The organism is Campylobacter sp. VBCF_04 NA7 (assembly GCF_027737405.1).
GTDB lineage: Bacteria > Campylobacterota > Campylobacteria > Campylobacterales > Campylobacteraceae > Campylobacter_B.
The window spans coordinates 64,043-82,685 of sequence record NZ_JAOVTT010000008.1 but is presented as its reverse complement, the minus strand read 5'-3'; the positions used below and the strand labels follow the sequence as shown (position 1 = coordinate 82,685).

20 protein-coding genes and 1 pseudogene are annotated in these 18,643 nt (G+C 40.1%); 10 read left to right on the top strand and 11 right to left on the bottom strand.

What is annotated here, in order from left to right; translation table 11 throughout:
- Window positions 1–529: 529 nt before the first annotated feature.
- From OFO00_RS07285 to OFO00_RS07275, 3 genes are read right to left on the bottom strand one after another with little or no spacing between them, the layout of a single operon-like run.
- The gene (locus tag OFO00_RS07285; protein WP_270865486.1) at window positions 530–3,037 is read right to left on the bottom strand and encodes a sensor domain-containing phosphodiesterase; all 2,508 of its coding nucleotides are present in this window, start codon (window positions 3,035–3,037) and stop codon (window positions 530–532) included.
- Between the two features lie 9 nt (window positions 3,038–3,046).
- Complete coding sequence (locus tag OFO00_RS07280; protein WP_270865485.1) at window positions 3,047–3,922, bottom strand: cytochrome-c peroxidase; 876 nt, start codon at window positions 3,920–3,922, stop codon at window positions 3,047–3,049.
- Complete coding sequence (locus tag OFO00_RS07275) at window positions 3,870–4,601, bottom strand: class I SAM-dependent methyltransferase (protein WP_270865484.1); 732 nt, start codon at window positions 4,599–4,601, stop codon at window positions 3,870–3,872. Before OFO00_RS07275 ends, OFO00_RS07280 begins: the two co-directional genes overlap by 53 nt.
- A gap of 77 nt (window positions 4,602–4,678) precedes the next feature.
- Between OFO00_RS07275 and OFO00_RS07270 the strand changes: the two genes are divergently transcribed.
- From OFO00_RS07270 to OFO00_RS07260, 3 genes are read left to right on the top strand one after another with little or no spacing between them, the layout of a single operon-like run.
- Window positions 4,679–5,590 carry a metal ABC transporter solute-binding protein, Zn/Mn family gene (locus OFO00_RS07270; protein ID WP_270865483.1) on the top strand — a complete coding sequence of 304 codons (912 nt, stop codon included), beginning with the start codon at window positions 4,679–4,681 and terminating at the stop codon, window positions 5,588–5,590.
- On the top strand, window positions 5,587–6,351 hold the full coding sequence (locus OFO00_RS07265; protein WP_270865482.1) for a metal ABC transporter ATP-binding protein: 765 nt from the start codon (window positions 5,587–5,589) through the stop codon (window positions 6,349–6,351). The genes OFO00_RS07270 and OFO00_RS07265 overlap by 4 nt, the downstream gene beginning before the upstream one ends.
- Window positions 6,344–7,147, top strand: coding sequence for a metal ABC transporter permease (locus OFO00_RS07260; protein WP_270865481.1), 804 nt, complete (start codon window positions 6,344–6,346; stop codon window positions 7,145–7,147). The genes OFO00_RS07265 and OFO00_RS07260 overlap by 8 nt, the downstream gene beginning before the upstream one ends.
- Here OFO00_RS07260 and OFO00_RS07255 read toward each other — a convergent pair.
- Window positions 7,091–8,053 carry a DMT family transporter gene (locus tag OFO00_RS07255; RefSeq protein WP_270865480.1) on the bottom strand — a complete coding sequence of 321 codons (963 nt, stop codon included), beginning with the start codon at window positions 8,051–8,053 and terminating at the stop codon, window positions 7,091–7,093. The genes OFO00_RS07260 and OFO00_RS07255 overlap by 57 nt on opposite strands.
- Window positions 8,054–8,056: 3 nt before the next feature.
- Entirely contained in the window at window positions 8,057–8,686 is a 630-nt protein-coding gene (locus OFO00_RS07250) for a DUF4197 family protein (protein ID WP_270865479.1), read from the bottom strand.
- A gap of 434 nt (window positions 8,687–9,120) precedes the next feature.
- Between OFO00_RS07250 and OFO00_RS07245 the strand changes: the two genes are divergently transcribed.
- On the top strand, window positions 9,121–9,480 hold the full coding sequence (locus tag OFO00_RS07245) for a hypothetical protein (RefSeq protein WP_270865478.1): 360 nt from the start codon (window positions 9,121–9,123) through the stop codon (window positions 9,478–9,480).
- A gap of 60 nt (window positions 9,481–9,540) precedes the next feature.
- On the opposite strand, the gene OFO00_RS07240 is transcribed toward OFO00_RS07245, so the two are convergent.
- The 6 genes and pseudogenes from OFO00_RS07240 to OFO00_RS07215 all read right to left on the bottom strand — a co-directional run bounded on the left by OFO00_RS07240 (window position 9,541) and on the right by OFO00_RS07215 (window position 13,199).
- A complete protein-coding gene (locus tag OFO00_RS07240; RefSeq protein WP_270865477.1) occupies window positions 9,541–10,101 on the bottom strand; it encodes a ribonuclease HII in 561 nt (186 codons plus the stop codon).
- Complete coding sequence (locus OFO00_RS07235) at window positions 10,094–10,519, bottom strand: RDD family protein (RefSeq protein ID WP_270865476.1); 426 nt, start codon at window positions 10,517–10,519, stop codon at window positions 10,094–10,096. Before OFO00_RS07235 ends, OFO00_RS07240 begins: the two co-directional genes overlap by 8 nt.
- Before the next feature lie 38 nt (window positions 10,520–10,557).
- A complete protein-coding gene (gene pyrE, locus OFO00_RS07230; protein ID WP_270865475.1) occupies window positions 10,558–11,166 on the bottom strand; it encodes an orotate phosphoribosyltransferase in 609 nt (202 codons plus the stop codon).
- 2 nt (window positions 11,167–11,168) lie between these two features.
- Entirely contained in the window at window positions 11,169–11,726 is a 558-nt protein-coding gene (gene frr / locus OFO00_RS07225) for a ribosome recycling factor (protein WP_270858664.1), read from the bottom strand.
- Between the two features lie 360 nt (window positions 11,727–12,086).
- Window positions 12,087–12,407, bottom strand: a pseudogene (secG, locus tag OFO00_RS07220) (preprotein translocase subunit SecG); the annotation flags it as partial.
- 90 nt (window positions 12,408–12,497) lie between these two features.
- Window positions 12,498–13,199 (bottom strand): Bax inhibitor-1/YccA family protein, encoded by a 702-nt coding sequence (locus tag OFO00_RS07215; protein WP_270865474.1) that lies wholly within the window; start codon window positions 13,197–13,199, stop codon window positions 12,498–12,500.
- Window positions 13,200–13,363: 164 nt separating this feature from the next.
- Here OFO00_RS07215 and OFO00_RS07210 point away from each other — a divergent pair, with 164 nt between their 5' ends.
- From OFO00_RS07210 to OFO00_RS07185, 6 genes are all read left to right on the top strand, one after another.
- Complete coding sequence (locus OFO00_RS07210; RefSeq protein WP_270865487.1) at window positions 13,364–13,993, top strand: carbonic anhydrase; 630 nt, start codon at window positions 13,364–13,366, stop codon at window positions 13,991–13,993.
- Complete coding sequence (locus OFO00_RS07205; protein WP_270865473.1) at window positions 13,962–16,049, top strand: mechanosensitive ion channel family protein; 2,088 nt, start codon at window positions 13,962–13,964, stop codon at window positions 16,047–16,049. The genes OFO00_RS07210 and OFO00_RS07205 overlap by 32 nt, the downstream gene beginning before the upstream one ends.
- Window positions 16,036–16,203, top strand: coding sequence for a hypothetical protein (locus OFO00_RS07200; RefSeq protein ID WP_270858667.1), 168 nt, complete (start codon window positions 16,036–16,038; stop codon window positions 16,201–16,203). The genes OFO00_RS07205 and OFO00_RS07200 overlap by 14 nt, the downstream gene beginning before the upstream one ends.
- Window positions 16,203–16,523, top strand: coding sequence for a hypothetical protein (locus tag OFO00_RS07195; protein ID WP_270865472.1), 321 nt, complete (start codon window positions 16,203–16,205; stop codon window positions 16,521–16,523). The genes OFO00_RS07200 and OFO00_RS07195 overlap by 1 nt, the downstream gene beginning before the upstream one ends.
- A 79-nt stretch (window positions 16,524–16,602) precedes the next feature.
- Window positions 16,603–17,598, top strand: coding sequence for a DNA cytosine methyltransferase (locus tag OFO00_RS07190; RefSeq protein WP_270865471.1), 996 nt, complete (start codon window positions 16,603–16,605; stop codon window positions 17,596–17,598).
- 4 nt (window positions 17,599–17,602) lie between these two features.
- Window positions 17,603–18,556 (top strand): HaeIII family restriction endonuclease, encoded by a 954-nt coding sequence (locus OFO00_RS07185; RefSeq protein WP_270865470.1) that lies wholly within the window; start codon window positions 17,603–17,605, stop codon window positions 18,554–18,556.
- The last annotated feature ends 87 nt before the right edge of the window (window positions 18,557–18,643 follow it).

The window sequence follows — 18,643 nt, the reverse complement described above, 5'->3', positions numbered from 1 at the left end:
GCTAAATTTTAAAAAGCAACGCTTTTTAAAATTTAGCCACTTCTAAGGTTTTACAGGGGTGGGGGTTGGTAAGGGGGAGGGTAGCGTCTCCTAAAAAGCGCGCCCTCCCCCTTACAGAGAATTTCACGGCACAGGTCAAATTCAAAAAATCGTTTAATGCAAAATTTAAGTAGAATTTTGAATTTAAATTTCTTTGGATTGCTTCGCTTCGCTCGCAATGACACGGAATTTGCATTTTGGTAATTTTCGCTCGTAGATTGACTTCGCCTACGGCTCGTCCAAACCTGTCGTGCTTCGCACGCCACCGCTACGCTTGTTTTGCTTCGTCGCTTTGCTCCTCGCAATGACAAATTAGGCAGAATTTACGCTCGATTTGTCATTGCGAGGCGATTTATCGCCGAAGCAATCTACGAATATAAAATTCAGGGTCAGTGTTTTTGTAAAATTTTAAATTTTTACAGATTTAGCAAAATTTACGCACAATGACAAATTAAGCAAATTTAGCTTACAACCACGATAAAATCGCCATTTACACGGCGATTTTTGATGGTTCCATTGGTTTGCTGTAAAAAAATCCTTGCATGTATTTTATGCCCATGCTCTCCAAAATCGTCGAAATTTGGTGATTTTCGACATATTCTGCGATGATTTCGTAATTTCTGTTTTTCGCAAAGGCTGTGATAGTCTCCACGATCGCGCGCGAGCTTTCATCGGCTACGATATCTTTGATGAGTGCGCCATCGATTTTGATGAAATCCACATCCAAAGTCAAAACGCGGTAGTAGTTTGAATACCCCGAGCCAAAGTCGTCGATAGCTATCTTGCAGCCGCGGTTTTTGGCTGTGGCGATAAACTTTCGCAGACTATCGTAATCGTCGAATTCCTCGCTCTCTAAAATTTCGATAAAGAGATTTTTCGCGTTTTTTGCCTTTGCTAATTTTTCTTCCAAAAGTGCGCGAATTTCGTTGTTTGCGATATCGAAAAACGACAAATTTATACTAAATTTCGAATTTGGGAAATTTTCGATTAGCCTAAATGCCTCCTCGATTACGATTTTTGTCAGCGAAGTGTAAAGTGAGGCCTGTTTTGCGACATCCATAAACTCGCCCGGGTGCCTAACCCTGCCAGAATCATCGATTAGACGGATTAAAATTTCATAGACAAGAGGGACGAAATTTGTCCTTTGCGTGCCGTATTCCCTGCCGTTTGGATCTGATTTTGAGATATCGAAAATCGGCTGGACGAGCACGAAGACATGGTTTGTTTTGATTGCTTGCTGGATTGTGTTTATCATCAGCTGGTTTTGGGTGTATTTTAGCTCGATTGGGTTGTTTGGGCGGTAATACTCCAAATTCTCGTTTTTTTGCTGTGCTTCATACATCGCCATGACCGCTTGAAATACCCTTGTAGCGCGATTATTGTCTTTGTTGCTACTTACGCCAGCCACGACATTTATCGTTACACTTATGTCGCCAGCTTTGGTTGCGATTTTGGTCTGTTGGTTTGTAAATTTTGCGATGATTTTGCGCACATGATTTGCGACAATAATTCTATTATCGATATTTTCTTTGCTAGCTTTATGAACGGGATAAAATAGGCAAAATTCATCGCCTTGCATACGAAATGGCTGGGCTGGGATTTTTTCTGTGACCAAAAACAAATCAAGCGACCTTGCAAATACCTTTATGATTTGGCTAGTAATATCGCTAGAATAAAATAGTCTAAGATTATCAAAATTCGCGATTGTTAGGTAGATGATATAGCCTTCTATCTCTGGTTTGATTATCCTTTCATTTAGGGCTAGTTCGCTACCGAAATTTGTCATTTTATCGACATAGCCTTGTTCGAGCAGGGTTTGCTCTGCTGCTGCTAGGCTAGCTTGCATAGCCTCATTTGGGCGCATATCTTTGATAAAAACGCCATAGTGCGGGTATTTGGACTTTTCGTCTAATTTTGAGAGCTTTATTTTGGAGTTAATCGGCGCGCCATTTTTATCTAGCAAACGCAGCTGCTGCGTGAAATATCCAATCTTATCGCTTTCTTCTTTAAGTTTTTTTTCGAATTTGGCATGGTCCTCGCTAGCTGCGATTATGCCGATATCCTTGCCTTTTAGCTCGTCTAGTTTGTAGCCAAACATTTCGGTTACTTGCTTGTTAGCGTAGGTGATTTGAAATTTATGATTTAGCAAAAACACGGCGTTTTCGTTCCTATCGACTAGGGCTTTGTATGGGCGGAGTTTTTGTTTTTTGCTGATTGCGTCTGAATTTACCATGTAAGTGATGAGCAAAAATGTCAAAAATATCGCGGTAAAAACCATAGTCATTTCGGAAAACGAGTTATAAAATTCGGCGTTGAAATTCGCAAATTTTTCCCTTAAATCCTTGAATTTGCCGTTGATTGCGCTTTCATTTCGCGTGATAATCAAATTTAGCTTAGTGAGATTATCAAGCACCAAATTTGCGTTTTTTAAGAAATTTTGCTCGGTTAAATTTTGCGGAGTTATGTATTTGATTTTTTCTTTAATAGCGTAAATTTCGGTGTAGTTATTGTAGTTTAGCTGCGTGATTTGCGAGAAAATATTTACCACTTCGTAGCGCGAGTTTGGGTTGATGTATTTTTGCTCTATCGCGTGCAAGATGACGCTATTTTGCGAATTTAGCGCGCCTAGCTCGTCGATGAGTTTGATTTTTTCGGCAAAGGCTGTTTTTAGATACTCGATATCATTGCTAAATGAATTATCCAAAATCAGCGGATTTTGCCCCAGCGTATCTAGGGTGTTATACACGACTTTCATATTTTCGTTAATCGAGCTAAAATCACGACTAGGTTTATCAGAGGCAAAGAGCGTATTTAGCCTAGTGTTCGCATCATAAATCATCGTCATTTGGCGTGTTACGGCGTTGTAGTCGGAGACATTTTTTAGCGAAATAAAGTAACTTAGCGCGAAGCTAAGGCTTATTATCATGATAATACTCATGATTATCCAGTTTATGGTGTCTTTACTAATTTGGTTAAAATTTGAAAATAATTTTTTCATCATAACTCCTTATAATGTCGCCAAAAAATCCAGCAAATTTTGCAAATCATCATCATCTAAGCTGTAATCAAACACATCGCGGAACAAAAATTTAATCGAGCGCGCTAGCGAATACTCGCCGTTTATGTAAGGGGCTGTTTTGGTGATATTTCGCAGGGTCGGCACTCTTTTGTAAGTGTGGCTTCGATAGTTGTTAGTGTGGCTTCGATGGTTTGAAATCCTTGTGTTTGGGTTGAAATTTAGGTTTTTATTAGGCACTTTGGCGTATGAGTTGGTGCCTAAATTCGCGCCATTGTGACAATACGAACACAGCTCGATAAAGAGCAAATAGCCCTTAAATTCGCTTTCGCTGAATTTTTCCTCATCGCGCAAAACGCGGTCAAATTTAGAATTTATCGTGGTTTTTGATTTCAGATACTCGCCCAAGGCATCGACGAAATTTTCGAAATTTGCCTTGCCATAGAGCTTTTTAAATTCGCGTTTGTAGGCTATATTTTGGGTGATTATTAGCTCGATTTTCTCTTTTGATGAGGCTAACTCTTTGGGGCTTAAAACCGAGGTTTTAATGCGCTCATTTAGGCTAGGGAAAAAGTTTCCGCCCGAGTATCGCTCGATATAATAAGCATTTAGGATTGTGGGGATTTCGCCATTTCGCACGCTAGCGCCCGATGAGTTTAGGTATAGATTGTGGCAGCTATCGCAAGAGCGCTTTTGCTCGCTAAATTTAGCGTCGCGGTAAAGCTTCATGCCAAGGCTAGCTTTTTCGGGGCTAAACGCTGGCATTTTTAGCGGTGTGAAAATATCATCGCAAATGCCTAAAATAGGGACAATGCTAAATAATAAAAGCTTTGAAAGTAGCGTTGATTTCATCTGTGATAATCCCATTTTTTACCTGTTTTTCCAAAAGATTTTCTAGCGACTTTTCGCTGATATTTGCGCCATTTACCCCCAAATGCCACAGCGCATTTTGCACCGCTTGGCTTAAATTTCGCCTTTGTATGCGCCTTTCGCTAATCTCGCGCGATTTGTAAGGGATATTTTTGTTTATTAAATTTAACTCGAAATTTTGCGTGGTTAAATTTAGACTAGATTTTTTTATCCCAAAATGCGCGAAAATCGGCGACAACATCGAGGAATTTCGCTCGCTCGCCCAATTTACATAAATTTTGCGTTTTGCTAGGGCTAAAAACATATCAAAGTCCTGCCCATTTCGCAGTGCAGGGCTCATACTCAAAAACGCAATGTCAAATTTAAGCTCATTTTTCTGGGTAAAATTCGCAAAATCATCGTTTATGATTTGCTCGACTTTAATGCCATATTTTTGCGCGCTGATTTTTAGCTCGCCAAGCATTGCAGCCGAGCTATCAAGAGCGTAAAGCCTAGCGCCCAAAGTAGCGATATATAGCGAATACACGCCGGTTCCTGCGCCTATGTCGATGACGCTTTTGCCTGCAAAATTTATCCCCTCGTCTTCGATAAATTTAAATAAATTTTGTCCAAATTCATTTAAATTTGTATCGAATTTAGCGTAAGTTTCGGCTTTTTTGTCCCAGATATTTTCCATAACGACCTCAAATTCTCGCAATAATACCAAAATTTCTATTATAAATGATATAATCGTCAGTTTTACAAGGAGAATTTATGAAAATTTTGCCCAAATTTTTGATAATCCCATTTTTATTTAGCGCAAATTTTGCCCAAGACTTGGCGCAAATTAGCGTAACAATCGAGCCTGTGAGATATTTCGCGCAAAAAATCGCAGATGATGATTTTGTGATAAAAAGCGTCGTGGATAAGAGCGCAGATCCTCACACATACGAGCCCAAACCCGCCACAATGCGCGATATCGCAAAGAGCGTGGCGTATTTTGGGATAGGCACGGAGTTTGATGAGGTATGGTTAAAAAGGTTTAGCGCAAACGCTAGCGGGGTGAAATTTTATGATTTAAGCGTAGGGATAGAGAAGGTAAATTTCGAAAATTTGGGTGAAACGCACGAGGAAGTTGGCAAGGGTGATACTCGCGCCGAAAAACACGAGGAGCAGGGCGACCACGCCCACGACGGAGCCGATCCGCACATTTGGCTAGATCCGATTTTAGTCAAACAAATTTCGCAAAATATCGCTAAAAATTTATGCGAACTAAACGGCGCAAACTGCGCCAAATACGAGCAAAATTTGGCTAAATTTGAAGCCGAATTAGACGAGCTTCACGCTTATGCTTTGCAAAATTTAGGAAATTTATCTGGGGCGAAATTTATCATTTATCACCCTACACTTGGGTATTTCGCGCGCAGGTATAATCTCGCTCAAATCGCAGTCGAGCAAGGTGGTGGCGAGCCAAAACCGGCTGATTTGGCGGATTTGATAAAGCTAGCAAATGATGAAAAAATCGGCGTGATTTTCACTAGCCCGCAGTTTGCAAGCAAGGCAGCGCAAATCCTAGCCACCCAAACAGGCGCAAAGCTCACACAAATCGATTTTTTAAGCTATGAGTGGCAAAGCGAGCTTAAAAAGCTAATCGATGAAATTTCACACCAAGGGGCGCAAAAATGAGCGCCGTAAAGCTTAGCAACCTTTCGTTTTCTTACGAAAAGCGCCAAATTTTAAATTCGATAAATTTAGAGTATGAAATCAACGATTTTTTATCTATTTTTGGACCCAATGGCAGTGGCAAAAGCACGCTTTTGCGCCTGATTTTGGGACTTTTAAGACCAGATAGTGGCAAAATCGAGGTGCTTGGCAAATCCCCGGTTGCTGCTAGGAAGCAAATCGGCTATGTGCCCCAATTCATCGCTATTAACAAAAGCTTTCCAATCAGCGTGGCTGATGTGGTTTTAATGGGGCTAATAGATAAAAAAATTTTTGGATTTTACACCAAAAAAGATCGCCTAAAAGCCCTTGAAGCCTTGGAGCGAGTGGGTATGAGAGATCTTAGCGAGGCAAAAATCAGCGAGTTAAGTGGGGGGCAGAGACAGCGGGTCTATATCGCGCGCGCTTTGTGCGCAAATGCGAAAATTTTGCTTTTGGACGAACCTTTGGCTAGTATCGATACTATGGGGCAGGTGCAGATTTATGAACTGCTAAAAAGCCTAAATTCAGAGGGCACGGGCATTATTATGATTAGCCATGATCTAAATTTGGCGTTAAATTACGCAAACCGCGCTGTTTATGTCAGTGGTGGTTCGCTTCACATGCACAGCGTGCATCCAAGTGGGAGGGCGAAGTTTTTAAAACACCTGCGCGAGGAGCATGGGCATTTTTGCTCGGTCGAGCTTGCGCTAAATGATTGCCACTGCGGGGACGAGCATGAGTGAAATTTTGGCTTTGGAATTTATGCGAAATGCCCTAATGGGCGCACTTTTAGTCAGCGTAATTTGTGGCGTGATAGGCTCATTGATCGTCATAAATAAAATGAGCTTCATCGCCGGTGGAATCGCGCACGGGGCGTATGGTGGGGTCGGTATGGCGATATATTTTGGATTTTCGCCACTTTTGGGTGCGAGCGTGTTTTCGCTACTTTTGGCTCTGATAATTGCATATATCACGGCTAGAAATAACGAACGATTTGACGCCATAATCGGCGCAATTTGGGCTTTTGGTATGGCTCTGGGGATTATTTTTGCTGACCTTGCGCCGGGCTATAAAAGCGATTTGATGAGCTTTTTGTTTGGCTCGATTTTGGCTATTGATAGCGCGACCTTGAATTTCACTCTCATTTGCGACGCTGTTTTTGTGCTGATTATAATCTGCTTTTATAGGCAGTTTTTGGCGATTAGCTTCGATAGGGAGTTTGCCACGCTTCGTGGGGTAAATACGAGCGTGTTTTATTATGTTTTGGTGATAATGGCGAGCTTTGCGATTGTGAGCGCAATCCAGATTGTGGGGCTGATACTAGTCATTTCGCTGATGACGATCCCGCCATTTATCGCGGAGAAAATTTCGAAAAATTTAGGCATTATGATGATAAGTGCTGTGATAATTTCTGCGATTTTTTGCCTTAGTGGGCTAGCGCTAAGCTATTTTTACAATCTCACAAGCGGTGCGGCGATAATTTTAATCGCTTCGGTCTGCTTTTTCGCCACTGCGCTTATTGCGAAATTTCGCGCTTAAAATCCCGCCAAGCTCGCTTAGTAAAATTCCACCTAGTATCAAACCTGCGCCCGTGATTTGAAGCGGGCTTAACTTTTCGCCAAAAATGTATCCTAGCACGCCAGCGCCAAGTGGTTCGAGCGTGAAAATAAGCACCGTTTTAATCTCGCTGACGCCCTTTTCTTGGGCTAGTGTTTGGATAAAAAATGCAAAAACAGTGGCGAAAATCGAGGTTAAAATCAGGGCGAAAATGAAGTCAAATTTGAAGGAAAATGTCAAATTTCCGATTAAATTTATGGAATTTGCGAAATTTTCGTGTGGCGTGGAAATCGCGGCAAAAAGCGTGCAAACACTCACGCAAACAAACTGCATCACCACAAAGCCATGCAGGTTGCACCTCCTAGCGCAAACGCCGGTAAATACGATATGCAGGGCATACATAAAGGCAGAAATCAGCGTGAGTTGCTCGCCAAGGTTAAAGCCAACATTGCTAGCCCCACTTAGAAAAAACAGCCCCAAAACTGCCACGCCTGCGCCTAAAAAAGCGAAAATTCCAACACTTTTGCGAAAAAACGCATACATCATAAATGGCACCATAATGACATTAAGCCCCAAAATAAAGGCTACCGATGATGATAGAGTATAGCGCAGGGCAAAGGTCTGGCAGGTAAAGTCAAAAAAGAGCATTAGCCCGCAAAAAATGCCGAAAAATATGGTTTTTGTGTCAAATTTAGGCTTAAATTTCAGGCTCGCAAGATACATAAAAACGCTAGCGAGCAAAAATCTCCAAAACAAAAAGCTAAAAATATCGGCATTTGCAGTGGCGCGCTGGACGGGGATAAAGGTGCTACCCCAAATCAGCGCGACGCAAATTAGGGCAAGCTCCCAAATAAGGGTTGAATTTGGCTGGTTAAATTTAGAGCGCATAAGCTAGCGAATAGTTTTTAGGATATTAAACATCGCCTCTGTGCTGTTGCGAAATTCGCGTTCGTGGGCGACTAGTTTATCAAAGGCGTCGTTCAAAAACTCGCTTGTAAATTCGTTCGCAAAATCATCGCCGATCTCGCTTCCTGTGGCGTTTTTGTAGCTTTTGGCAAAGCTTGTGTTGCTGGCAAGGTTTTCAATATTTGGGCGCAAGGCGGCGTAAATTTCATTAAAGGCATTAACTCTCATATAATGTGCTAGGCTTAGCTCGCCACGCATTATGGCCTGCGTGGAGTTTTCGTCCATAGCTGAGATTTTGGATTGCAAAATTTGCTTTAAATTTGGGATTGCAGGGGTTAGGCTTTGGGTTAGTGAGCGACGCATAGTGCGCGCAGCAGGGGAGTTTGGGCTCATTTTTTTGGCGATGAAATTTGGCAAATCCAGCTCGTATTGCGTTATGCCTGATTTGGCGTATTCTCTCGCGGCGCGCTCGATAAGCGAAGAAAGAGAGCGTTTGAAATTTTCGCTGTCGCCGACATTGGCGCTTATCATCACATCTAGTCCCTTTACAGCGACCTCTTCCCAACTAGCCATTAAAAAAAATGGCGCGAAAATCAAAATAATTTTTTTAAGCAAAATTTGCCCCCATAAAAAATTTCGCTATTTTATGGCAAAAAATTTAATGTTTATTCAATGCGATTTAAAATTTTAATCAAAAAGTGTCGGCTCTAAGGCTCGTGAAATCGGCGAGAGAGCCTATAAATCCGCTCTCGAAGCAATCGCAAAAATGAAAAAAGGCGAAAGCTGAAATTTGGGCGAAACGGCTAAATTTTGCCTATTTTAGCGGAATTTTGCACAAAATTTCGTTGCAAAATTTAGCGTAAATTTTCTGCGTAAAATTTCGGCGCACCAAGCCCTAAATACTGCGCCGAAATTTTATTTTGCATTTTAAAATTTAAAATTTTAGCGCAGTATTATAAAAAATCCAAAAAAATTTAATGATAATTTCAGCGAAAATTAATGGGGGGCGGGGTAACATACGCACCTATTTTATTTCAAAGGATTTCACTATGAAAAAACTTATTTTATTATGCGCAGTCGCAGGACTTGGGCTATCTGGCTGTGGATCTGCCAAGCAACCCCAAACCAGCGAGATTTTAAACAGTGCAGAGATGGCAACTGGCGTCGATCAGTCAAATCTAACCATTGTCGAAAACTCCGTCAATGTCGAAGGTAGCGGGATGTATAATACCGTGAATTACAAAGTAAAAGACAAAAAAGGCAATACATATCGCTGCTATTTCGAGAGAAATTTCACATTGTTTGGCGGCACAAAATTTGATTCATTATGCACAAAGGTAGGTGGCTCATCTAGCCAAAAAGGCTCTGCAAACTGCAACAAGCTATTAAGAAAAGCAGGTAAATGCTAAAAAAATTGCCAAATTCAAAGAATTTGGCAAAATTAATCTTTTTTATAACTTAAATTAATTTCAATCAAACAGCGACTTTTCCAGCGCCTTTAAATGGTAGCTTTTGCGGTGAAATTCTGTGTAGCCAAATTTTTTAATCGCCTCAATATGGGCTTTTGCGCCGTATCCTTTGTTTTTCTCAAAGCCAAATTCTGGGTGAATTTTAGCGATTTCTCGCATTTTGCGATCGCGCGTAACCTTCGCTAAAATCGAGGCTGCGCTTACCTCTGCGATTTTAGCGTCGGCTTTAACCATGGTGCGAAATCCACTTGCGCCAAATTTGGAATTTCCGTCAAAAATAATGTCGAAATTTTGCCCCCCGAAGTGCGCCACAATCTCTTCAAGCGCAGTTTTTAAACACGCGCTAAGCCCCATTTCATCGACATCTTTGCTAGAAAATTCGACTATTTTAAAATTTGAGTTTTTTATGATTTTTTCAAATAGTTCTTCGCGTTTTTTTTCGCTTAGTTTTTTGCTGTCATTTAGCCCTGAAATTTGGGCATGCAAAACACAGCCTGCCACGCACAAAGGCCCTGCGATACAGCCTCTGCCAGCCTCGTCGATACCGCAAATCTCAGCCATTGTCGCTTTTCCTCACGGCTGCTGTGTGGGTTAGGATATCGTGCAGACAGAGCCTGTCTTTGCGAAAAAAGCAGATTAATAGCCCAATCATGCTAAATCCCGCCAAAATAAAGCACAAAAAGCGCAAAAACGCGCGAAAAAATGAAATTTTGCGCCCCGAGCGAAGATTGATAAGATAGATATTTGAAAATTTATAGCCAGGGCTTTGGGCTGATTTGGCGTAAAAAACCGCGCAGATTGCCCCGTAAGCTAGCCAGATTAGCGCGATTGCGATTTGGTTACTTTGAAAAGCCTCTTTCGAGCCCAAAACAAGGTAGGTCGTGATATAAAAAAGTGGCATTGCGATGAAAAACATATCGACGATAAAGGCCTTTATGCGTAAAAACACTGGCGCGATTACCGCTTTTTGCTTTGCCACTTAAATTTCCTTGAATAATTTTGCATTTCGCGCGAAATTTAGTTTCCGCGCGAACCAGGTTTGATTGCCACGCTTCCGTTTTTGCAAAGCGGGCAGGAATTTGGCTCGTAAATTTCGAAGCTGAAATTTCCAAGCGTAAAAAGTGGTTTATCAAATGGGAGTTTGCAGCTTTCATGGCGCGAGTTGCCTAAATTTGCCACTGCGCAAAATCCGCGGTTTGCAAGGGCTGCAAAAGCTACAACCTCGCCACCAAGGCTTTCGATGATTTTCGCACTCTCTAATGCTGAGCCTCCCGTAGTGATGATATCTTCGCAGATTACAAATTTTTCGCCCTTTTTGACTTCAAAACCGCGTCTTAGGCTCATAACCTTTTCGACTCGCTCAGTGAAAATAAAGCGTTTGCCAGCTTGCTTGGCTAGCTCGTAACCAGCCAAAATTCCGCCAAGTGCGGGCGAACAGACGCTATCATAGCTAATGCCAGCATCTTTTATGACGCTCGCTAGCTGGCTTGCTAACTCCCCAGCTAGGGCAGGGTTTTCTAAAACTTTCGCGCTTTGGAGGTAGTATTCGGAGTGGTTCCCGCTACTGAGCAAAAAATGCCCGTGCAAATACGCGCCGTTTTCTTTGTAAATTTTTTCGATTTCCATTATCAAACCTTCAATAACTCTGCCTCTTTGGCTTTTACGGTTTCATCGATTTTGGCTGAGTAGTTATCGGTGATTTTTTGCACTTCATCGTAGCCTTTTTTAGCGTCATCTTCGCTAATAGCTTTGTCTTTTTCTAGTTTTTTAACCTCGTCGTTCGCGTCTTTTCTGATATTTCTAATGCTGATTTTTGCTTTTTCGCCCATTGCTTTGGCTTTTTTGGCGTTTTCTTGTCTTTGTTCTACCGTCATCGGTGGGAAAAACAGCTTCACAGCCTCGCCGTCGTTGTTCGGATTTACGCCGATATTTGCCGCTGCAATCGCGCTTTCAATCGTTTTTAGCATTGGTTTTTCCCAAGGCGTGATTGTGATCGTAACAGCGTCTGTTGCCAAAACGGTAGCGACTTGATTGAGTGGAGTTTGGCTTCCGTAGTAATCAACAGTGATATGGTCTAGGATATTTATATTTACCTTGCCGGTGCGAAGTGTCCCAAAGTCCTTTTTAAGGGCTTCAATAGCTTTGTCGCAGTGCGATTTCTGGTCTTTATAAATAGAGTCTAACATTAAAATCCTTTGTAAGAAAAATTTGTGAATTGTAGCGTAAAAAAAATAAGAGTTGCATTTAAAAATGCGAAATTTGACATTTTTAAATGCAAAAATTTAGAATTATTTTGATTGGTTTTGATCGCTTAGAGTTTTGAGGGCCTCTGTGGCGTTGCCCTCGATTGCTGCGCCAAGCTCGCTAGCTTTTTGTTCGATTTTTTCGCTAGCTTGTGAGATATTGTTTTCTACGCCCTCTATGCTTTGTTTTACAGCTTCTACTGCCGCGCTAGCGTTGTTTTTAACTGCTTCTGAAATTTTTTCTGCTCCACTTTGCAAAGCATTAGCTGCGTTATCAAACGAAGGCTTTATATTTAAACTATTTGCCTTTGGTGCGCTTGGCACGGCTGGAACGGCGTTTTTCGGCGCTTCGCTTTGTTTTTGTTCTACTTTGACGCGGTCGATTACTGATGATTTTGCGTCTTGTTGATAAAAATATGCCAAAGCAAGAGTGTTTGCCACAAATAAAATTCCCATAAACGCTGTAAATTTGGCCAAAAATCCAGCAGGTCCCTTTGCGCCAAATAGGCTTTCGTTGCTTCCGCTATATGCGCCAAGACCGATAGATGAGCTTTTTTGTAACAACACGGCGATTGTTATTACGATAGCAAAAATTACTTGTAAAACCAAAAATAAAGTAGTCACAATATTAACCTTTGAAAAAAATTGAATTTGGCATTATAATGAAAAAAATATAAATTTTAAGTTAAGGGCGCCAAATTTGCGCCCTAAATTTTAATCCCTGTTTGCAAAACCAAGGATATTTAGAAGTGACATAAAAAGGTTGTAGATATTTAGATACATACCCACAGCTGCCATGATTGGCGAAGTATAGACGCCGTTGATGATGTTTTTGGTATCATAAATGATATAAAACGAAAACAAAAGCGCACTAAAACCAGAAATTCCTAGGCTCACAAGCGAACTTTTGAAGAAAAAGTAGTTCAAAAATCCGATGATAATCACTGTAATTAGTGAAATAAATAGTGGTTTGCCCCAGCCATCGACATTTACTTTTGAATTCATCGCATACACAGTAAGTGCGCCAAATGCAACCGCAGTAGCCACGAAAGCTTGCGTTACCACGCCACCCATACCAGCACCGATATAAAGCGATAAAACCTTACCTAGTGTAAGACCTGTGATAAATGTAAAGGCAAAAAGCAAAATCAACGCAAGGCTGTTAGCTCCGCGATTGACGGCAAATTGCATTGCAAAAATCAAACCAATCATCAAAATAAAATATAGCAACGGATTTAGCCCCATTGCTACGCCTGTGCTCATCGCTACATACGCACCAGCGGCAGCTGCGACCATAGAAGCCGTTAAAAGAGCATAGGTTTCTTTGATGAGTTTGCTAACTCTGCCTTGCTCTAATGGCGCATCGTAGCTCGCGTCGTATTCGCTAGTAAGATGATTTCTATCGTAAAGACTCATTTTCTCTCCTTTTTTTAATTTTGGGAAGGGAGTTTAGCAAAATTTTACCAAATATATAATAAATAGCTAAAATTTTTTCTATTTAAAAAAGCAATATATAATCAGCCGTTTTTTAAAAAGGAGAGAATTTGGCTGAACAACTAATCAATGGTGCAATTAAATTTATGGAAGAAAACTACGCCGAGCACGCTGAGCTTTTTAGCTCTTTGGCAAACACGCAGACCCCGCACACGCTTTTTATCGGGTGTTCGGACTCGCGCGTGGTGCCAGGGCTCATAACTTCGACAAAACCGGGAGAAATGTTTGTAGTGCGAAATATCGCAAACATCGTCCCGCCATATCGCGTTAGTGATGATTTCGTCGCTACCACAGCGGCTATCGAATACGCGCTGTATGCCTTAGGGATCAAGCAAATCATCGTTTGCGGACACAGCAACTGCGGTGGTTGCGCGGCGCTGTTTTATGACGAGGCAAAACTACAAAAAACCCCAAATGTGAAAAAATGGATAAATTTGATGTCTGGGGTAAAAGATCAAATTTCAAAGCACTGCATCAACGATAAAGCTAAAAGAGAGTGGCTAGCCGAGCGATTAAATATCGTAAATTCAATACGAAATCTGCTAAGCTACCCAAATGTCAAAGAGGGTTACATGGCAGGTGAGATTAAAATTTTTGGCTGGCATTATATCATCGAAACGGGCGAAATTTTCAACTATGACCCGCACAATGACCATTTTGCGCTATTAAACAAGGATTATGACTATGAAAAAATTTCTCATCAGCTTTTTGATTAGTGCGCTTTGCCTAAATTTTATCTACGCAGAAGCGAATAAAAGCGAAGCAAACCTAACCGAACAAAATTCGAGCCAAAGCGCAGTTCCTGCGCCAAATTTAGAAGAGAAAAAAAAGGAAGTCGAGGAGTTTTTGAGCGAGGTTTCAGGGGGCGATGCGAACAAAAGCGAAGTCTATGATATGATCGTAAATAAGGTCGCACAAAACGAACTTAACGCAAACGAAACAAACGGCGCAAATTCCTTTTATCGCGTGGTAAATGAGATCAAAGAGATAAATAAAAAAATCCTTGCTATCTCGCCAAAAGGCGAAGCCAACGCCACAGATAGCTCGCTAAAAACCCTTAAAGAAAACAAAGCAAGGCTTTTAGAGAGCGTTCCTATGGCGATTACGAATAATACGCTAAGTAGGGAAGGGCTTTTAAAATACGCTGAGATTAAGAAAAATATCGAGGATACGCTGGCGAAATTTGCGAAAAAGCAAAATTCTATCGAATATGTGAGCGCAGCGGTTAGTGCCGATAGAATGGCGCTTGGGGATATTTTTTATCAAGAAATTTTAAAACTTGATAATCTTTTTGTAAATGGTGCGAGCAAAGATGAGCTAAAAATGAGCTTAGAGGACGCGCTTAGCAGGATTTCGGAGTATTCGCTAGATAAAACTTCCAAGCTAAAAGAAGCCCTAAAATCGCAAGAAGATGCCGAAAATTTCGTGGCTAAATTTAGCGAGCTTAAAAATGATAAAGCAACTTACGAGGAAATTTTATCCTATCTGCACTCAAATGCCGATTTGCTCGCATCTAGCGTGATTTTTACTAGCCTAAATTTCAAATCCGCAATCGATAGCATAAATGAAATTTCCCCTATCAAAGATAGACGCATAAATTTCGGCAAAATCGTGTTAATTAGCGCGATAATGCTCTTTTTCTACTCGCTTCGCAGGGTGCTAGCGAATTTGATTTATTTCGTCTTTAAAATCATCAATCGCTCCACAGCTATTGATAAAGAAACCATAAAAGAGCAGGTCGTAGCCACGATAAAACGCCCACTTGGCGTGCTTTTGATAGCGTATTCGATAGATATTTCGCTGGTGATATTTTTCTATCCAGCCCCTGTGCCGATAAGGTTTGCTAGCATTTTGTCGATAATCTATGTCATTTTGTGGGCGTGGGTCATCATCGAAATCATCGACGGATACGGCATAATCGTGCTAGGAAATATCGCTAAAAAGGGCGTTAGAAAAGATGTTATAAATTTGGTTATCAAAATTTTATATATTATCGTCGTCATAATCGCGCTCTTGCTTATCCTAAAACGGCTAGGTTTTGATGTCAGCGCGATACTAGCCTCGCTTGGAATCGGAGGTTTGGCGATTGCGTTTGCGACTAAGGATATTATCGCAAATTTCTTCCAATCAATCATGCTTTTGTTTGATAATTCCTTCTCCCAAGGCGATCATGTCGTAGTGGGCGACATAGAGGGCACGGTCGTGGAGACCGGGTTTAGAAAAACCACGATTAGAACCTTTGATAACGCCCTTGTTTTCGTGCCAAATGCAAACATTATGGCGCAAAATATCAAAAACTGGAACCGCCGCAAGGTCGGCCGCCATATCAATATCATCGTGGGCGTAACATACTCTGCTAGATCAGAACAGCTTAGAAAGTGTATCGAAGATATCAAAGAAATGCTAAAAGCGCACCCTAGGATTGCTCAATCTGGCGATAGTGCGACAAATTCGCGCGATTTTCGTATGCGCTCACGCCAAAACATGGTCTCAATCGACGATCTAGCGGGCTATAAAAGCACGATGAATGTGGTGCTTGATAGCTTCGGCGATAGTTCTGTGAATATCTTGGTGTATTGTTTCACAAAAACCGTTATGAGAGATGATTATTTGCAGATTAAAGAGGATATTTTGTTTAAAATCATGCAGATTGTCGAGAACAACGGGCTAGAATTTGCCTTTCCGTCGCAGAGTTTGTATGTTGAAAAATTACCAAAATTTGATTATGATAACCCGAAATTTAGTGAAGGAGGAGATGATGAGAGAGTTTGACGAAGACTTCGAAGAATACGAGGATTTAGACGATTACGATGAGGATATAATCGAGGGCGAAGAGGGCTATAACTACGCTTACGACGAGGACGATTATAGCTACGATGATGGCGAAGGGCTAAACTACAACAACATCGACGGAGATGATTACTAATGAGAAAAATCGCTTTAATTTGCGCGTTTTGCGCTTGCGTTTTTGGCACGGAATTTACGCCGATGAAGGTCGCGCCACAAAAGGCAGAACAAATCATGCAAGATTTGCATAAATCGCTCGAAGCTTGCAAGGACGGCGCGCGCATAAAGGCTTTAAGCAAGGAGCTTGAAAAGGCGCTATTTCCGCTAGAAGACCTTGATTTTTCGCACGAATACGACCCGGCCCAAATCGACGAGCTTCGCAGGATTGATCGCGAAAATAAGGCATTTTTGACCAAATTTGCGATAACTTCTAGTTGCAAACTTAGTGAGATTAAGTAGGAGTTGATATAAAAATCTGCTTGCGTAGAGTTGTATTGGTTTAGTAGATTAATAAAAGTATTTGTTTTATGGATAATATATGGAAATAATTAGTTTGTTTAGTGGTTGTGGCGGACTTGATTTGGGTTTTGAAAAAGCTGGTTCAAATATTGTTTTGGCAAATGAATTTGATAAAACAATTTGGCAAACTTACGAAATAAATCACCCAAAAACAAAACTTTTAAAGTGTGATATTAAAAAAATAAACACAGATGAGTTGCCGAAAGATATTGACGGCATTATCGGCGGACCGCCGTGTCAATCTTGGAGTGAAGCAGGTGCTTTGCGTGGTATTGATGATGAACGGGGAAAATTATTTTTTGAATATATTAGAATTTTAAAGGCTGTAAAGCCAAAATTTTTTCTTGCCGAAAATGTTAGCGGAATGCTCTCAAAAAGACACGAAACGGCAGTCAGAAATATTTTAGATTTGTTTGAAAAATGTGGCTATGAAGTAAGCGTAAATTTGGTAAATGCAAAAGATTATGGCGTTCCCCAAGAGCGCAAAAGAGTGTTTTTTATAGGTTTTCGTAAAGATTTAAGTGTGAATTTTAGCTTTCCGCAAGGCTCTACTAAAAACAATAAAGATAAAATTGTTTTAAAAGATACTATTTTTGATTTACAAAATACAGCATTACCAGCATTAAAAAATAATAAACACAATCCAAATTCTATAAATAATAATGAATATTTCATAGGCTCATTTTCGCCTATTTTTATGAGTAGAAATCGCGTAAAATCGTGGAACGAACAAGCTTTTACTATTCAGGCTTCCGGTAGGCAGTGTCAAATTCACCCACAGGCTCCAAAAATGGTTAAATTTGGTAAAAATGATTGCAGGTTTGTAAGTGGCAAAGAGAGTTTATATAGGCGATTAAGTGTCCGAGAGTGCGCTAGAATTCAAGGTTTTAGTGATGATTTTAAATTTATTTACGAAAGCATAAATGACGGTTATAAAATGATAGGAAACGCCGTTCCTGTAAATTTGGCGTATGAAATTGCAAAATCCATAAAAAATGCAATAAAAAAAGGATAATTTTATGAGTAATAAAAGTAATAATCAAGGCAGAGCCTACGAATATGCTTGTATTGCGGCATTGGAAAACGAAATTAAAAAATTTGGGAAAATTGTTAAAATCTTACAAGATGGAAATTTTGAAACCATACGCAAAACTTGGCAACTAATAAATTTAGACGAGCAAAAACTCTATATGAAAAGCGCAACCGCAATGTGCGAAGCTATTTTTGATAGGGAGCCAAATATTTTAGATAGTGACGATGAAATTGTTTTAAGTTCTCAATCCGATAATGCAGGAAAAAACGGGGATGTGAGAGATATTTTGATACAAAGAAAAAATATCTCTTGGATAATCGGGCTAAGCGTAAAACATAATCATTTTGCCGTAAAACATAGTAGATTATCGAAAGAACTTGATTTTGGCGAAAAATGGTATAAAATTCCTTGTTCTGACAAATATAAACAAGATATAAAAGGGATTTTTGAATTTTTACAAAACAAAAAAGGTTTGTTTTGGAAAGATTTGAAAAATAAAGATGAAGTTGTTTATAAACCGATTTTAATGGCATTTAAAAATGAAATTCTAAAACAATATGAAAAAAGTAAAAATATTCCTAAATTTTTAGTTGAATATCTTATCGGCAAATTTGATTTTTATAAAATCATAAGTGTCGATAATAAAAAAATTACGCAAATTCAAAGTTTTAATTTGCGCGGAACGCTTAATAAAAGTTCAAATTTAAATAAACCAAAAATTATAGTTCCGATTGCTTCTTTGCCGACACGCATTGTAAATTTTGATTTTAAACCAAACAGCAAAAACACACTAGAACTTTATTTGGACGGCGGTTGGCAATTTAGTTTTAGAATTCATAATGCTTCAAGCAAGATTGAAACTAGTTTAAAATTCGATATTCAAATAATCGGACACCCTGCGAATTTGGTGGTTGTTGATTGTATTTGGAACAATAATTAATAAGCGAAATTTAAACTCAAATTCCCAAAATTTAGAATTTGCAAAAATCATATTTCAAAGCGAAATTTTAGATATTTTAACTAATAA

Coding starts and splice junctions, on each gene's coding strand:
- frr (WP_270858664.1), bottom strand. CDS start 11,726: ATGTTAGACTCTATTTATAAAGACCAGAAATCGCACTGCGACAAAGCT.
- OFO00_RS07215 (WP_270865474.1), bottom strand. CDS start 13,199: ATGAGTCTTTACGATAGAAATCATCTTACTAGCGAATACGACGCGAGC.
- pyrE (WP_270865475.1), bottom strand. CDS start 11,166: ATGGAAATCGAAAAAATTTACAAAGAAAACGGCGCGTATTTGCACGGG.
- OFO00_RS07210 (WP_270865487.1), top strand. CDS start 13,364: ATGGAAGAAAACTACGCCGAGCACGCTGAGCTTTTTAGCTCTTTGGCA.
- OFO00_RS07185 (WP_270865470.1), top strand. CDS start 17,603: ATGAGTAATAAAAGTAATAATCAAGGCAGAGCCTACGAATATGCTTGT.
- OFO00_RS07260 (WP_270865481.1), top strand. CDS start 6,344: ATGAGTGAAATTTTGGCTTTGGAATTTATGCGAAATGCCCTAATGGGC.
- OFO00_RS07195 (WP_270865472.1), top strand. CDS start 16,203: ATGAGAAAAATCGCTTTAATTTGCGCGTTTTGCGCTTGCGTTTTTGGC.
- OFO00_RS07205 (WP_270865473.1), top strand. CDS start 13,962: ATGAAAAAATTTCTCATCAGCTTTTTGATTAGTGCGCTTTGCCTAAAT.
- OFO00_RS07285 (WP_270865486.1), bottom strand. CDS start 3,037: ATGAAAAAATTATTTTCAAATTTTAACCAAATTAGTAAAGACACCATA.
- OFO00_RS07200 (WP_270858667.1), top strand. CDS start 16,036: ATGAGAGAGTTTGACGAAGACTTCGAAGAATACGAGGATTTAGACGAT.
- OFO00_RS07280 (WP_270865485.1), bottom strand. CDS start 3,922: ATGGGATTATCACAGATGAAATCAACGCTACTTTCAAAGCTTTTATTA.
- OFO00_RS07190 (WP_270865471.1), top strand. CDS start 16,603: ATGGAAATAATTAGTTTGTTTAGTGGTTGTGGCGGACTTGATTTGGGT.
- OFO00_RS07265 (WP_270865482.1), top strand. CDS start 5,587: ATGAGCGCCGTAAAGCTTAGCAACCTTTCGTTTTCTTACGAAAAGCGC.
- OFO00_RS07270 (WP_270865483.1), top strand. CDS start 4,679: ATGAAAATTTTGCCCAAATTTTTGATAATCCCATTTTTATTTAGCGCA.
- OFO00_RS07255 (WP_270865480.1), bottom strand. CDS start 8,053: ATGCGCTCTAAATTTAACCAGCCAAATTCAACCCTTATTTGGGAGCTT.
- OFO00_RS07275 (WP_270865484.1), bottom strand. CDS start 4,601: ATGGAAAATATCTGGGACAAAAAAGCCGAAACTTACGCTAAATTCGAT.
- OFO00_RS07245 (WP_270865478.1), top strand. CDS start 9,121: ATGAAAAAACTTATTTTATTATGCGCAGTCGCAGGACTTGGGCTATCT.
- OFO00_RS07240 (WP_270865477.1), bottom strand. CDS start 10,101: ATGGCTGAGATTTGCGGTATCGACGAGGCTGGCAGAGGCTGTATCGCA.